We start from the raw sequence: 15,189 nt of genomic DNA, 5'->3' as shown, positions 1-15,189 counted from the left end.
CCTGTTCAGGGTTAGCCTACCGAATCGAAATCACCCGCTATCTGCTCAATGAAATCGAAAACCTCCTCCGGCACGCTGAACTGGAACTGCTTACGTCGATGCTTTGAAACTTTGTTACCGTTATCCAGACACATCATTACCAGTTTCGAGAGGTCGCTCCCCCGTACGTCAAAACGCCCATTCACCTCTTTGATGACGTAGTCGTATTTTTCAAGAAACTCGGTCTCCTCGCGCAGCTCCACTTCCAATGCTCGCAAGGCCATCTGCAAGGTAAATTCTGCACATTGAGTCCCGTCCCAGAATCGATAGATTGAGTCGTGCCCAATAAAATCGAAAGCCATCTGATCAGCGTCCAGCCAAGTGACATTCCAGAACTCTCTTGCTGGTTTCGAGAACTCCTTTAACGCTTCGAGATAGCCAGACTCTTCGTGTTTCATCGCTACGGAAACCGGTAACAACAAACCATTTTTTAGAGCGTCAGAGTGGCAAAGCGTCTGGTGAATCAGGAAACGTGAAAGTCGACCATTGCCATCCATGAACGGGTGAAGAAAGACAAACCCGAAAGCCACAACCGCTGCAGCTATCAACGGATCAACCTGCTTGGCTGAGTGATTGGCAAAACTCATCAACTCGTCCATCAACTCCCTGCACAATTGCGGTGGAGGCGGGACATAGCTGACGCCAGCTGCGCCTCTCAAGCCGTTGTGTAAATGGTTCTGTTCATGACGGAAAAGCACAGCTTTATCGAAAGGATTGGAAACCGTACTGTTCTGCAACTCGACCAAATAGTCTTCGCTCAACTCTGTTCGCTCATGGGCTTGGCGCAGAAGCCGAACAAAACGGCGCGACTTTTCTTCGTTGGGCTCTTCTTTCTCAATGGCGAAAGAATCGCGGGTCTCATGCAGATAGGCCCAATTGATTGCCCGATCCATCATTTCCGGCGGCAACGTCGCCATAAAAGCCTGGGCTCGACCAAGGATGTCCAGATCAAGCAGCGCCTGCAGCTCCGTCGTACGCTCGACTGTGGCGCAGTAACGCATTGACCCCAACCCGTTAAAATCTACCCGCCAACGACTATTTCGAATTGCAGGCCCGGTGACATAACGCTTGGGATCAAACAAAGCGACAACGTTGCCCCGAACCGGTACGGAATATTCCAGCTGTTTGCCCGTGAAACTTTCCCAAAGAAAACAGGCCTTGCGGATAAATACCCCGTTAGGTGATCGGCTCAACTCACCTAGCAACTCGTCCGCTTCAACGGTTTCAAGCGCCTGAGCAAGAATGCACAGGTTTATTCCCTCATGCTTCAGAGCAAACAAGATGTGCTCAAGTGTCGAACCCTGTGCCGGCGCGACGCCGTTTGGAACCGCTAGACACTCACCGATCAAGGTAATCCGGGTAACCGGTTTGATCATCGCAATACGCTTGGGGGCAAATGCATTAAGCTTCAGCGCATCACGCAGGTGGGCATAACCAACAGTTGGCATCGTCATCGTCCACATAAAAAATTCACTGCGACGATTAAAGCCCAGTTTTTTTACATCGCGCATGTTTTTTTTACATTTCAGCCTTTTCCTACAATTTTTTTTACACACTCCTGCCCTTACGCAACAACACATCCAACTGATCCACGACCTCCGCCCAGTCGGCGTCATCCAGAATCTCGTCACGCAAAAAATCCGCTTGGCTCTTCGTCCAGAAAAACGCATCAGCCAAATGCAGCTCAGGTTCGAGCGGGGAATGGGTGGCGATGAATTTGTCGATGTTGATCGGATCGTCGGGAAGGCCGAGTTGTTTGAACAGGGATGGCAAGCTGTGCGTTGGGCTTTCCATTGAGCAATTCCTTGATGAATGGGGTGTTTGGAAGATTATTCGCGAGCAGGCTCGCTCCCACAGGGGAATGCGATCAACCTGCGGGAGCGAACCTGCTCGCGAAGGCGTCAGTGCCGGCGCCACAAATCCTAATCACACAACTCCCGCACCTCGGCATGCGGCACCATTTTCAGAAATTCGGGCATGCTCATGTGCAGCAGGTAGTTGTGGTTGCCCGCCTCCAGATAAATATCCTTCTGCCGCGTCAGCAACGGGTCGATAACCATGTCCAGCCCGTAGGAATCACCCAGCGGCGGCACCGCGCCGCGTTCACAGTCGTCAAAGATGTGCGCCAGATTGCTTTCGCGAGTCAGTTGCCATTCGCCGCTGGTGCGTACCTTGCTCAGGTCCAGGTGACGACTGGCCGGCAATACGGCCATCAGGTAATGCCCGTGGTGGTCGTCAAGGATGATCGATTTGGCCACGCGCTCGGCGGGTACCCCTGCGACCCGTGCGGTTTCCAGGCTGCTGGACGAGTGTCGATGGGCGACGATATCGTATTCGCAGTGCGCCCGGTTCAGGCTGCTCTGCACCTTTCTTGCCATACGCATGATGCACCTCGGTGTTGCGCTGAACGGTGATTGCCGTGTCTTTGAGTCTAGTTCGGCGGGTGTCTGGCGCAGGGAAATCCGCTCACCGGACATATCTGCATATTGATCAAAATTCATACAGGACAACCCTCAACTAGACTGTAAGAACCAGACATGACGCTCGCGGAGGGTCACGTGAACAGCCGATGTTGTGCGTTTGCCTTGCTCCTGCTGATCAGCGGATCAGCCCTGGCTGCCGACAGCCAGTTACCGGCCATGAGTCCGGCCGGTTTGTGGCTGATTACCTTGGGCATCGTGTTTCTGATCGCCGAAGCGGCGCTGCCCAATTACGGGGTGATCGGCTTGGCCGGAATCATCATGTTCGTCATCGGCGCGCTGATTCTGAGCAACGCCGAATTGCCGGTGCCGATGATGATCGGCCTCGGTCTGATCAGCGCGCTGCTGTTGCTCGCGCTGCTGATTCGCGCCCTGAAAACCCGCCCGCGCCATGCCGTCAGTGGCGACGCCGGCCTGCTCGGCAGTGTGACCGCGATCACCACGGTGCAACCGGGCGATGCCCGTAACGGCTGGGTGCAACTGCAAGGTGAACGCTGGCAAGTGCTCAGTGCCACACCGCTGCACACCGGGCAACCGGTGCGCGTGGTGGCGCGCAAGGGATTGTTGCTGCAAGTGGCCGCGACTGACGCGGCACCGCTCGGAGAGTGATCATGGGTCTGCAAATCGGCTTTGTTGCGCTGCTGTTACTGGTCATTGCCCTGGCCGGCTCGACGTTTCGCATCCTGCGCGAATACGAACGGGGCGTGGTGTTTCAGCTCGGCCGTTTTTGGCAGGTCAAAGGCCCCGGTTTGATCCTGCTGATCCCGGTGGTCCAGCAAATGGTCAGGGTCGACCTGCGCACGGTCGTCCTCGACGTGCCGCCGCAGGACGTGATCACCCGCGACAACGTCTCGGTCAAGGTCAACGCCGTGCTGTATTTCCGCGTGCTCGATCCGCAGAAGGCGATTATTCAGGTTGAGGATTATCTTTCTGCCACCAGCCAACTGGCGCAAACCACCCTGCGCGCGGTGCTTGGCAAGCATGAACTGGATGAGCTGCTGGCCGAGCGCGAGCAGTTGAACATCGACATTCAGCAGGTGCTCGATGCGCAGACCGATGCCTGGGGGATCAAGGTCGCCAACGTCGAGATCAAGCATGTCGATCTCAACGAATCGATGGTCCGCGCCATCGCCAAACAGGCAGAAGCCGAACGCGAGCGGCGCGCGAAAGTGATTCACGCCGAAGGCGAATTGCAGGCCTCGGAAAAACTCATGCAAGCGGCGGAAATGCTCGGACGCCAGCCCGGGGCGATGCAGTTGCGCTATATGCAGACCTTGAGTTCGATTGCCGGAGACAAGAGTTCGACGATTGTCTTTCCGTTGCCGATCGAATTGCTCAAGGGCATGGCGGATTTGTCTGGCAAGTCCTGAAGAGCAAAAGATCGCAGCCTGCGGCATCTACAGGGGATCACATTTCAATGCAGGAGCCGCCGAAGGCTGCGATCTTTTGAATGCCGCGCAATTCTTCCAGGGCTTCAAATGGTGCTAGCGCAAAAGTGCGCACACGTTCCTGCAACAGCGCCGAAGCCTCGCGGAGCTTGTCTTCACCATCGGCAACAAACACTTGCGAAGGCTGTTTCGCATGCTGCGCGGCAGCGGCAAACACCTGCTGACGCTGCACATCATTCAATCGAAAGAACCGCGCCAAACGCCCTGCCATCGCATCAGGCAACTCACTGTAATTCACCGCCAAACCGCCGGAATCACGGCAATGCAGCCACCCCGCCTCAAGCAAGCGTCCCAAACGCCGCGCGATAAAATCTTCACGTCCTTCAAACGGCAAACCATCCTCCAATACGCAATCACCGAGCATCCCCGGCACCATGTGCATCCCCGGCCGGCGCAGATGAGAAACGGCAATTTCCAAAGGATCGCGATAGAGAAACAGCCACGGCGTATCTGCGAAACAGTCCTGCAGCAGCGGCCATTCACCGATGTTCCAAGCGTCGAGTTTGATCACTAAACGCTGTTCAATACCGCGCCGGCGCTGACCATAAGCCGAGAGCAATCCAGTGATCACCGCCCGGCGTTCGATGGCAGGCAATTCGTTGCGCAACAGTGCGTCCAGCGGTGGCGGTTCGGACACAACGATGTGATCGTCGAGTTGCGCGAGCATCTGACTGATCAACGTCGAGCCACAGCGCGAGGCGTGCAGAATAAAAGCGCTTGGTGCGAGGCCGGGGCTTTGCGCTTGCCATTCGGTCAGCGCCGACAGCGGCGTCTGCCGTCGAAACGCCTGATTGAAGGGCAGCCGCAGTGCATCGTCCACCGCCTCACGGAAAAACGGCTGATGCAGCGGTGTCTCACCGAACCAGCACCAATCGACCCGCCACTGCCCGTCGACCGGCCAGACACGAATGGGCAGCCAACCGTCGAAACTCAACAGCTCCATTGTTCGTTCCATTGCCGCCGACCATTGCGCATCGCGGTACGCAGTTCTTCGCGAGAAAATACCAAGCCGCGTTCCGTCGCGAGTTCCAGCGTTCGGGCGATAAACACCTCAGGGTCATGCAGCGTGCGCAAGACCAGTGACAGCGAGCCATCCTCAGTCACCAGCCTCTGAAAGCGCTGCAAGTCGGTATCGGCCAAACCCGGCGCTGGTGTGTCGGGCAATCCTTCGACGATCATCTGTTCAAGCCAGGCATCGGGTTTGCAATCGATGACCAGATGAATACGCGCTGAGGTATCGCGGTTATCCACTCGGTGCGGACGGGCGAGATCGAGAAACCAGCATTCCCCAGCAGCCATCGGCACGCGTTGGCCGTCGAGCCAGAAGTCGACATTGGGCGGACTGAGCAACGGAATGTGCAAACGGCGATCGGCGTCCGGGCCATTCAGATCGTAATCGCGATGTTCGTGAATGCGCGCGCCAGGGCCCAGGCGCAGCAGTCGAGCGCTGACGATATCCAGCGACAGATTGCGCAAGCCGTGGCGCCAGCGCTCATCACGCAACCACGGTTCGCGTAGCAACGGCTCACCGCGACCGGGCGACAGTTCGGTCAACGCATCGGCTGCCGAAATCAGCGCGACGCCACTCCAGTCACCCGAGAAATACTCGGCGTTGAAGTGACTGCGCCAAGCGTCGTCGGCAATCGCCGCCAGCGCTTGCAGCAACAGCGGCAAATCCACCGTCACCGGCAAACGCGAGAACGCCGGCCGGCTCATGTCCTGGGCAACACCGCGCACTCGCCGAGCCAGGTCAGCAATCGATCAAGGCAGGCTTCGACCGTTTGCGCACCGGTGTCGAGCACCAGCGACGCCTGCGTTGGCGGCTCATACGGTGCCGACACTCCGGTAAATCCAGCGAGGTCACCGCGTCGCGCCCGTGCGTAGTGTCCTTTCGGGTCGCGCTGTTCGCAAACAGCCAGAGAGGCGCTGCACCAAACGTCGCGATAGTCCTCACCTAACCGTTGCGCGAACACCTCACGTAGCTCAACCAGTGGCGCAATCATCGCCAAAATCACGATTTGCCCGTTTTCCACCAGCAACGCGGCGAGCTCGCTGGCGCGACGAATATTTTCCTGGCGATCAGCGTCGGTGAATCGCAGATCCCGATTGAGCCCGATGCGCAAACCGTCGCCATCCAGTACCACGCTTTGCAAACCTCGCCCGAACAACTCGGCGTGCAGCGCCTGGGCAAGTGTCGACTTGCCCGCCGCCGGCAAACCGGTCAACAGAATCGCTGCACCGCGATGCCCATTACGAACCTCGCGTTGCGTGCGGCTGACGCTGGCAACGGGCGCCAGCACATCACTGCGCTGGGGCATGCGCCACCACCGGCACCGAGATATCCCCCGACGCCCACGCCGACTCGCGGTTGGCCAGCGCGGTAGCGATCGACTGCACTTCGGTCGACTGCACCTGATCCGGCAGCGGATCGAGGCCGGCACTGGCGAAGATCTGGCCGTAGGCATTGCGCAAATCGGCGTACGACAAATCACGGCGCAAGTCGGCTTGCAGGTTGTTCAACTCGCCCTGAATCAACTCCAGCTCACCAATCCCGGCAGCCTGATGACGGTTGCGTAACTGGCCAACGATTTGCCCGTCGATGTCCGACAACTGTTGGTTGGTCTTGAACTGGCGCAAGGCTTCTTGATAGTTGGCATTCGCCACATACAGTTGCGCGAGCACCGCTATCGACATTGCTTGTCGCCGCGCAGTGGCCACTTCTTCGCCGGCCTTGGCGACGTTGATCGCCGCCGGAGCGGAGATCACGTTGAACAGGTTCCAGGTGACTTTCACGCCATAGTCGGCCCAGCCCTGCTCGACAAGGAAGGAGTTGCTGTCGTAATGCCCGCCAGCAGAAAACTCCAGGCCCGGCAGCAAGCGCAGCATGGCCTTGCGGGTTTCAGCGGCGCTGATGCGCGTCTGGTAATCCTGCTCGCGCAGTTCCGGGCGGCTGGTCAGGGCTTCCTGTTCGAGTTTGGCCAGATCGACCTTGAGTTCGGGAATCTGATAACCGTCATCGGTGGCCAAAGTTAAAGGGGTGCCCAGCGGCAAGTTGATCAGCGTCGCCAGTTCGGTTTTCGCCAGCGACAAGGCGCGGCGTTGTTCTTCCAGTTGCCGGGTCGCTTCGATCAGCGAGCGCTGGTAACCGAGCGACTGCACCGGATCACCAATGCGTTGATCGCTCAGGGTCTGACTGTTGTCGCGGGCGGTCTGCACTCGTGCCATCAGGCTGTCGATCTGCTTGAGCAGACGTTCAGCGGCCATCGCCCGCCAATAGGCCGAGCGCACGTCCTGAACGATGGTGTTGATCACCTTGCGGCGCCGTTCCTGGACGATCAGGCGCTGATCGCCCTGCTGCTTGGCGCTGATGTAGCTGACGCCGAAGTCGAGGACGTTCCAGACCATGGTCAGGTCGGCGACTTCGCGGTCACGATCCTGCGAGGTCGACGGTTCCAGAGACTGGGTGCCGGTGCGTACGCTCTGGCTGCTGGAGGCGTTGACATTGTTGCGCCCGACGTAGCCGGCATCCAGCGCCATGCGCGGCAGCATGTCGAAACTGGCGAGGTCGAGCTGCCGCTTGGCCAGCGCTTCCTCCATGATCTTCAAGCGGCCTTCGAGGTTGTACTTCACGGCGCGGGCCATGGCCTGGTGCAGGGTCAACGGACCGCGCAGCGGTTCCTGATCCTTGTACATGCCTTGCAGATCGCTTTTGGCACGCTGTTCACTGACGCTGCGCTCAATCGGTTCACTGGTCACTGCACATCCGCTGATCGCCAGCGCCAGCAGGCTGGCGCCGAACAACTTCTGACTTCTCTTCATCCCTGGATCGCCCCTAGGTCCCGCACAGTGTTGAGTAATGGTTGGTTCAGGCCGATATTTCGCTGATGCCGACCTGTTGCAGTGCTGCCGCCAGGTTGTCGACCCGGTGCTGTTCGGTGTCTTTGAGTTGTTGCAGTTGCTGGCCCAGCGTCGGCGCGCCAAACACGCCGCGCAGGCCTTGAGAAACATCACCCGCCTTGAGTGACTGACTGCCGAACGCATTCAATGAATCGCGCTCGGCGGCACTGTCCTGATTGAACAGGCTCGCCAGTGTGCTGCTGCCGAACACGCCGCCGTCACCCCCGCCAAAACCGAGGAAGCCGTGGCCGGATCCATCAGCGCCGCTGTCGCTGCTGCTGAACACCTGCGCGATGAAGCTCGGGCTGAGGGCACCGTGGTTCATGAAGATATCGCCCAAAGGACGGATGCCATTGCCGATCACCCGTTGCTCGAACAGCGGCGCGAAGGTCAGCGGGGAGCCGAGGTCGCCGGTCGGCGCGGTGAAAATGATCGGTTGTAACGGCACGTTCGGTGGCGGTGGTGCCACCACCGGATCACTGCTGCGAATCAGTGGATCGGGAATCACCACACTGGTTGGCGTAGTGGGAGGAACGACCGCCGGCACGGTGTTGATCGCGTAATTGTTCGAGCTGCTGACACCGCTGCCGCTGTTGCCTGACAGATCACTGACCCCGGCGCTATTGACGCTGATGGCATTGCTGGCGCTGTTGATGTTGGCATTCGGCGTCAGGGTCGCGGTCCAGGTTTTGCCGCCGTCGCTGCTGCTCAGGTTGGACAAGGTGCCATTGCCGACATTGATGTCCGCCAGATCAAAACCACTGACCGCCTCATTGAAGGTGATGGTTACCTGTGAGGTCTGGCCGAGACCGAGATTCGGATTGGCAATCACCACCGTCGCCGTGGGCCGTTCGCTGTCGAGTACGTAGTTGTTCGACACCGCCACCGTGCTGCCGACGTTACCGGCCAGATCCGTGACGTTGCTGGTGTCCAGCGCGATGAAGTTGCTCGGATCGCTGACGTTGGCGGTCGGCGTGAAGGTCGCGGTCCAGGTCTTGCCGCCATCACTGCTGCTGAGGTTGCTCAGATCACCGTTGGTCACGCTCAGGTCGGACAAGTCGAAATTGCTCACCGCCTCGCTGAAAGTGAAGGTCACCGTGGTGGTCTGGCCGATGCCCAAGTGCGAATTGGCGACCACGATGTCCACCGTTGGCCGGGTCGCATCCAGCGCGTAATTGTTGGAGATGGCGATGCTGGCGCCAAGGTTGCCGGCCAGATCCTGCACACCAGCGGTGTCGACGATGATCAGGTTGGTTGCATCGTTGACGTTGGCGGTCGGTGTCAACGTGGCGGTCCAGGTGATGCCGCCATCGTTGCTGGTCAGGTTCGCCAGTGTGCCGTTGGCGACACTGATGTCCGACAGGTCAAAACCGCTGACTGCTTCACTGAACGTGATGGTCACTGTGGTGGTTTCACCGATGCCCAGGCGATTGTCGGCGACCACGATGGTTGCAGTCGGCAACGCCGTGTCGATGGCGAAATTGTTCGAATCGGTGGTGCCGACGCCACTGTTGCCGGAGGCGTTGGTCACGCCACTGTTGTCGAGGGTGATCAGGTTGCTGGTGTCGGTGATGTTGGCGGTCGGCGTCAGCGTAGCGGTCCAGGTAATGCCGCCGTCGCTGGAGGCCACATTGCTCAAGGTGCCGTTGGCGATGGTCAGGTCAGCGTTGCTGAAACCGCTGACGGCCTCGCTGAAGGTGATCGTCACGATCGAAGTTTCCCCGGCCTTGAGCGAGCTGTCCGCAACGACAATGGTCGCCGTCGGCACTTCGGTCTGTACCGCATAGTTCGCCGAGTTGGTGGTGCCGGTGCCGGCATTGCCCGCCAGATCGCTGATGCCAGCGTTATTCAGCACGATCAGGTTAGTCGCATCGCTGAGGCCAATGGTCGGGGTAAACGTGGCGGTCCAGGTGATGCCGCCGTCGCTCGACGAGACGTTGCTCAGCGTGCCGTTGGCGACGCTCAGGTCGGAATTGTCGAAGCCCGTGACCGCCTCGCTGAAGGTAATTGTGACGAGCGCGGCTTCGCCCGGGCGCAAGTCGGTATCACTGATAACGATGGTGGCGGTAGGGCGCTGGCTGTCGATCACATAGTTGCCCGAGTCGGTGGTGCCGCTGCCGGTGTTGCCCGCCACGTCAGTAATGCCGGTGTTGTCCAGGGTGATGATGTTGCTGGTGTCGGTGATGCCCGCCGACGGCGTAAACGTCGCCGTGTAGGTGATGTTGTCCGACGTACTCAATCCGGAGAGCGTGCCGTTGGCCACAGTCAGATCGGCCAGAGTCAAACCGCTGACCGCCTCGCTGAAAGTGATGGTCACGGTGGTGGTCTGGCCGACGCCCAGTGCCGAGTCGGCGAGTGCAATGGTTGCCGTTGGGCGTTGGGTGTCGATGGCGTAGTTGTTGGAGTTGGTGGTGCCATTGCCCGCGTTGCCGGAGGCGTTTTGCACGCCGCTGTTGTCGAGGCTGATCAGGTTGGAGGCGTCGGTGATGTTGCTGGTTGGCGTGAACGTCGCCGTCCAGGTGATGCCGCCATCGCTGCTGCTCACCGCCGTCAGCGTACCGTTGGCAATCGTCAGGTCGGCATTGTTGAAACCGCTGACGGCTTCGCTGAAGGTGATGGTCACCAGCGACGTTTCACCAATCGTCAGGCTGTTGTCAGCGACGACGATGGTCGCGGTCGGTGCCACGGTGTTGATGGTGAAGTTGCCCGAGTTGGTCGTGCCCGTGCCGGCGTTCCCGGCCAGGTCAGCGATCCCGGTGTTGGCCAGGGTGATGATATTGCTGGTGTCGTTGACCCCCACGGTCGGCGTGAATGTCGCTGTCCAGGTGATGCCGCCATCCGCGCTACTGACCGCCGTGAGCGTGCCGTTGGGCACGGCGAGGTCGGCGTTGGTGAAACCGCTGATCGCTTCGCTGAAGGTGATGGTCACCAGTGAGGTTTCGCCGGCGCTCAGGGCAGGATCGGCGATCACGATGGTCGCGGTCGGCCGCTGGGTGTCGATGCTGTAATTGTTCGAATCGGTGGTGCCGCTGCCAGCGTTGCCGGCGAGGTCGGCGACACCGGTGTTGTCCAGCGTCACCAGGTTGGTGGCATCGGTGATGTTCGCACTCGGCGTAAACGTCGCCGTCCAGGTAATCCCGCCGTCCGCACTGCTGACCGCCGTCAGAGTGCCGTTGGCGATGGTCAGGTCGGCGTTGGTGAAACCGCTCACCGCTTCACTGAAGGTGATGGTCACCAGCGAGGTATCGCCGATTTTCAAAGTGTTTTGCGCGAACACCACGGTGGCGGTCGGCCGCACGGTGTCGATCGCGTAATTGTTCGAGTCGGTGGTGCCAGTGCCAGCGTTGCCCGACAGATCCGCGACCCCGCTGTTATTCAGGGTGATCAGGTTGGTGGCGTCGGTGATGCTGCTGGTCGGCGTGAAAGTGGCCGTCCAGGTGATGCCGCCATCCGCGCTGCTGACTGCGCTCAACGTACCGTTGGCAATGCTCAGATCGGCGTTGGTGAAACCGCTGACCGCCTCACTGAAGGTGATGGTCACCAGAGAGGTTTCACCGATTTTCAGCGCGTTGTCGGCGACCACGATGGTCGCCGTCGGCCGTGCGGTGTCGATCGCGTAGTTGTTGGAGTTGGTGCTGCCAGTGCCGGCGTTGCCGGACAGGTCATTGACACCGGTATTGTCCAGAGTGATCAGGTTGGTGGTGTCGGTGACGCTCGTGGTTGGCGTCAGCGTGGCGGTCCAGGTGATGCCGCCGTCGCTGCTGCTCAGTCCGCTCAAGGTGCCGTTGGCCACCGTCAGGTCGGCGGCGGTGAAGCCGCTCACCGCTTCGCTGAAGGTGATGGTCACCACAGAGGTTTCGCCTGCCGCGAGATTGGTGTCGGCAACGACAATGGTCGCTGTCGGACGCACGGTGTCGATGGCGTAATTGGCTGAATCGGTGGTGCCGCTGCCGGCGTTGCCGGCCAGATCTGCGATCCCGGTGTTGTCCAGGGTAATCAGGTTGGTCGCATCGTTGATGCTGCTGCTCGGAGTAAAGGTCGCCGTCCAGGTGATGCCGCCGTCAGCACTGGACACGTTGGTCAGCGTGCCATTGGCAATGGTCAGGTCGGCGTTGGTGAAACCGGATACCGCTTCGCTGAAGGTAATGGTCACCAGAGATGTATCGCCAATTTTCAGCGCGGTGTCGGCCATGACGATGGTCGCGGTCGGGCGCTGAGTATCGATCGCGTAATTGTTCGAGTTGGTGGTGCCAACACCGGCCACGCTGTCGGACACTGCCGCCACCCCGGTGTTATCGAGGGTGATGAGGTTGGTGGTGTCGGTAATGTTGTTGGTCGGCGTGAAGGTCGCTGTCCAGGTAATTCCGCCGTCGGCGCTGGAAACACTGGTCAGCGTGCCGTTGGCAATGGTCAGGTCGGCGTTGGTGAAACCGCTGACCGCACGACTGAAGGTGATGGTCACCAGCGACGTTTCGCCGATTCTCAGCGCGGTATCGGCGACCACGACGGTGGCGGTGGGTGGTTCCACGTAAGCGGTGTTGAGCGTACCGCCGTTGTTGTAGATCCCCACCAGTGCGCTCGGCGTCGTGCCGGTCGAACCGCCGTTGGAAAGCCCCCCGCCACCGCTGGCGGCGCCGTTGCCGCTGATCGCCGCGAAGTTGCTCGCGGTGATCAGCACCACACCGCCGTTGTTCCAGATCGCTCCGACGCCGCGACCGCCGGCACCGCCATCGGCACCGTTGCTGCCGACCCCACCGCCACCACCACCGCCGCCGCCGGCAGCAATGTTGTTGCTGATGACCGAGGTGCCGATGACTTTCAGGGTGCCGCTCGAAGCGTTGTAGATACCGCCCGCCGCATTGCCGCCGACGCCGCCGACTTTGTCCCAGCCGGAACCACCGCCGCCGCCGCCAATCGACAGGCTGCCGTTGCTCGCCGAACCGCCATTGCCGCCATGACTGTAACCGGCACCGGCGCTGCCGCCATTGCCGCCCACGCCACCGGTGCTGGTGCCGCCTCGGCCGCCCATGTCGGTCGGGCTGTAACCACCGCCATAACCGCCGGCATTGGCACTGCCTGCGCCGCCGGCATAAGTGCCAGTGGCTGGGCCGGACGAACCACCATGGCCACCGGTCTGGCCACCGATACCCGCGCCACCGCCACCGCCACCGCCGACATAACCGCCGGTCACCCCCCCGCCGCCGCCACCGCCGGAAGCGGCGTTCGCGGTCACGGTGACGTTGTTCAGGGTAAGAGTGCCGGCGTTGAAAATGCCGCCGCCCATGGCGCCCGCCGCCGCCGAGCCGCCATTACCGCCGTTGCCCGCCACCAGACCTTTGGTGATCACCAGGCCGTCGAGAGTCACGGTGCTGCCGGAGGTGACTTCCACCACGCGGGTTTTGTACTGACCATCGAGGGTCACGTCGGCGACGCCGTCGTTGTTCAGGTCGCCATCGACGGTGATGTTCTTGTTGATCAGCAATTCCGACGTGAGCTGAACGGTCATGCCGGAACTGAACGTGACAATGTCGCCGTTCTGCGCCGAAGCCAGCGCCGCGCGCAGGGAGCCGACACCCGAGTTGAGGTTGTTGGTCGCCGTCCAGGTGGCCAGGCCCCACTGGTACTCGCTCATGGCTTTGCTCGACAGCACGTTGGCGCTTTCGATGGTGCCGGTGGCGATCTCCAGATCCCAGTCGCCGCCGACACCGGTGCGATTGTTCGAAGCGGCCACATCACGTCCGGTCAACTGCGCCAGCGAATCGACGAAACTCAAGCCACGATCACCTTCGGCGGTGTAGCAGCCGTAAATCAGGATGTCGCCGCCAGCATTCATGTCCTTGCCGATTTCCGCGAGAACCGCGCTGCGCTGGGCGACGTTGTCTGCCGAGAGATAACTGTTGCCCAGCCACAAGTCACCGGCGTTGCCGTGGGCAATGATCTGCACCGAGCTGACGCCGTGATGCTGATCAAGGAAGTCGGCGATCTGTTGCAAACCATCCTTGCTGGCGTCGAGTTTCACCACTTGCGTGCCGGGAGCAATGCCTTGCAGCAGGCTGTCGGCATCCTTCACCCGCGAATCGACGAACACCACACTCTGACCGGGCACCGCGACCGGGCTGGCCGCCGGCGTGGCATCAGCCTGGCCGTGGGTGTCTTTACTCGCTACGGGATGATCGGCTGCCGGCGCCTTGGCCGCATCGGCAGCGGTGGGTGCATGGTTGTCGGCTTGCGCAGCGGTATCGGCCACGGTGGCGGCCACCGCGCCGTCGAACAGCATGCGCGGCTCCAGCGACATGATCATCGGCGAGGCCAGCGAACGCTGACCTGCGGTTGCCCGAGACCTGACTTTTGCACCGCCAAAAATGCTCCACCACATGTTGCTCACCCGAACTCGAACGAAGATACGTAAGGCATCAATGAAAAACGCCGCGATCAACTGATCGCGGCGTCGGATTTCATACGAATGACATTGGCGGCGCTGGCTGAGCCATCGAGCCAAAAGGACAAATCTGCGTATTGCTTGAACAGGTCGGGCGGCAGAATGGTGCGCCGTGACTGCAAGGCCACTTTCGGTTTGACCTTGTGCAGGCCAGCCAGGCCAAGGCCTTGGTCGAACGCCGGCGCGTCATAGGCCAGATGTTCGAAATCGTGCTCGAACCAGGGCTCACCGATAAATTCATAGACCAGCCGCAGCACGCGCTCCGGTGCCTGGGTCAACAAGTCGTAATCGATGATCAGCAGTGAGTCAGCGTGTTCGCCGTAATAGGCTTCCTTGAGCGCAGCCCAGGCAAAACCTACCAGGCGATTGCGCTGAGCCAGGGTTTCGCAGCGGCTGTACACCGTGTTGCGCTCGACGGCATCGCCAAACAGCTTGGTGTTTTCAAAGGGATTGGCGCGGTACAAGCGTTCAAGACTGTCCATGACCCAAGCGACGTTGCGTACGCAGGCGATGACTTTGGCTTGCGGAAACAGATCGTTGAGTGCCGGCAGACGCGAGCTCCACTGCCGATTGGTGTCGAACACCACCGGTTTGTCGGCCTTGTCGGCATAGTAGGAGTCGAACAGACCACGCAACAGGCGACGGCGCATGTCGGTGTCAATTACCGCGCCGTATTCACTGCCGGCGCTGCATTGCTCGAGGACACTGGCGAACAGCGATCCGACCGGGCTGGTCATGCCGGCGTGAAAGCGCGGGTTCTGCAAAAGAATCGCAGAAAGCAGGGTGGAGCCTGAGCGCGGCAAGCCGGAGATAAAGTGGAACTGCTGCAATCCCTTCACCCTGATCTAAAGTCCTTTTGTCCGACAAAGCGTAGTCCAACACCCCC

The 15,189-nt window shown here is 60.3% G+C and carries 11 protein-coding genes; 2 read left to right on the top strand and 9 right to left on the bottom strand.

Annotated elements, in window-relative coordinates:
* Positions 1-11: 11 nt before the first annotated feature.
* The 3 genes from AB4O11_RS09325 to AB4O11_RS09315 all read right to left on the bottom strand — a co-directional run bounded on the left by AB4O11_RS09325 (position 12) and on the right by AB4O11_RS09315 (position 2,423).
* Entirely contained in the window at positions 12-1,487 is a 1,476-nt protein-coding gene (locus AB4O11_RS09325) for a Fic family protein (protein ID WP_175559669.1), read from the bottom strand.
* 100 nt (positions 1,488-1,587) lie between these two features.
* Positions 1,588-1,833 carry a DUF2789 domain-containing protein gene (locus AB4O11_RS09320; protein ID WP_460130496.1) on the bottom strand — a complete coding sequence of 82 codons (246 nt, stop codon included), beginning with the start codon at positions 1,831-1,833 and terminating at the stop codon, positions 1,588-1,590.
* 128 nt (positions 1,834-1,961) lie between these two features.
* Entirely contained in the window at positions 1,962-2,423 is a 462-nt protein-coding gene (locus AB4O11_RS09315) for an aminoacyl-tRNA deacylase (protein WP_460130495.1), read from the bottom strand.
* Between the two features lie 153 nt (positions 2,424-2,576).
* Here AB4O11_RS09315 and AB4O11_RS09310 point away from each other — a divergent pair, with 153 nt between their 5' ends.
* Complete coding sequence (locus AB4O11_RS09310) at positions 2,577-3,128, top strand: NfeD family protein (RefSeq protein ID WP_460130494.1); 552 nt, start codon at positions 2,577-2,579, stop codon at positions 3,126-3,128.
* A gap of 2 nt (positions 3,129-3,130) precedes the next feature.
* Entirely contained in the window at positions 3,131-3,889 is a 759-nt protein-coding gene (locus AB4O11_RS09305) for a slipin family protein (protein WP_007917711.1), read from the top strand.
* Between the two features lie 37 nt (positions 3,890-3,926).
* Here the strand turns inward: AB4O11_RS09305 and AB4O11_RS09300 are convergent, their stop codons facing one another.
* From AB4O11_RS09300 to AB4O11_RS09275, 6 genes are read right to left on the bottom strand one after another with little or no spacing between them, the layout of a single operon-like run.
* Complete coding sequence (locus AB4O11_RS09300; RefSeq protein ID WP_460130493.1) at positions 3,927-4,910, bottom strand: sulfotransferase family protein; 984 nt, start codon at positions 4,908-4,910, stop codon at positions 3,927-3,929.
* Entirely contained in the window at positions 4,898-5,683 is a 786-nt protein-coding gene (locus AB4O11_RS09295) for an aspartyl/asparaginyl beta-hydroxylase domain-containing protein (RefSeq protein ID WP_320336551.1), read from the bottom strand. Before AB4O11_RS09295 ends, AB4O11_RS09300 begins: the two co-directional genes overlap by 13 nt.
* Positions 5,680-6,285, bottom strand: a complete 606-nt coding sequence (cysC, locus tag AB4O11_RS09290) for an adenylyl-sulfate kinase (RefSeq protein ID WP_116256414.1) — start codon at positions 6,283-6,285, stop codon at positions 5,680-5,682. Before cysC ends, AB4O11_RS09295 begins: the two co-directional genes overlap by 4 nt.
* On the bottom strand, positions 6,269-7,786 hold the full coding sequence (locus tag AB4O11_RS09285; protein ID WP_093440267.1) for a TolC family protein: 1,518 nt from the start codon (positions 7,784-7,786) through the stop codon (positions 6,269-6,271). The genes cysC and AB4O11_RS09285 overlap by 17 nt, the downstream gene beginning before the upstream one ends.
* A gap of 46 nt (positions 7,787-7,832) precedes the next feature.
* Positions 7,833-14,240: an Ig-like domain-containing protein gene (locus tag AB4O11_RS09280; protein WP_460130492.1), complete on the bottom strand. Its 6,408-nt coding sequence runs from the start codon at positions 14,238-14,240 to the stop codon at positions 7,833-7,835.
* Between the two features lie 56 nt (positions 14,241-14,296).
* A complete protein-coding gene (locus tag AB4O11_RS09275; RefSeq protein ID WP_093440257.1) occupies positions 14,297-15,142 on the bottom strand; it encodes a sulfotransferase family protein in 846 nt (281 codons plus the stop codon).
* Between the last annotated feature and the right edge of the window lie 47 nt (positions 15,143-15,189).

This window comes from Pseudomonas sp. H1_D05 (assembly GCF_054682705.1).
Note: the sequence above shows the minus strand (reverse complement) of the source record. Positions and strands in the feature narration are given on the sequence as shown.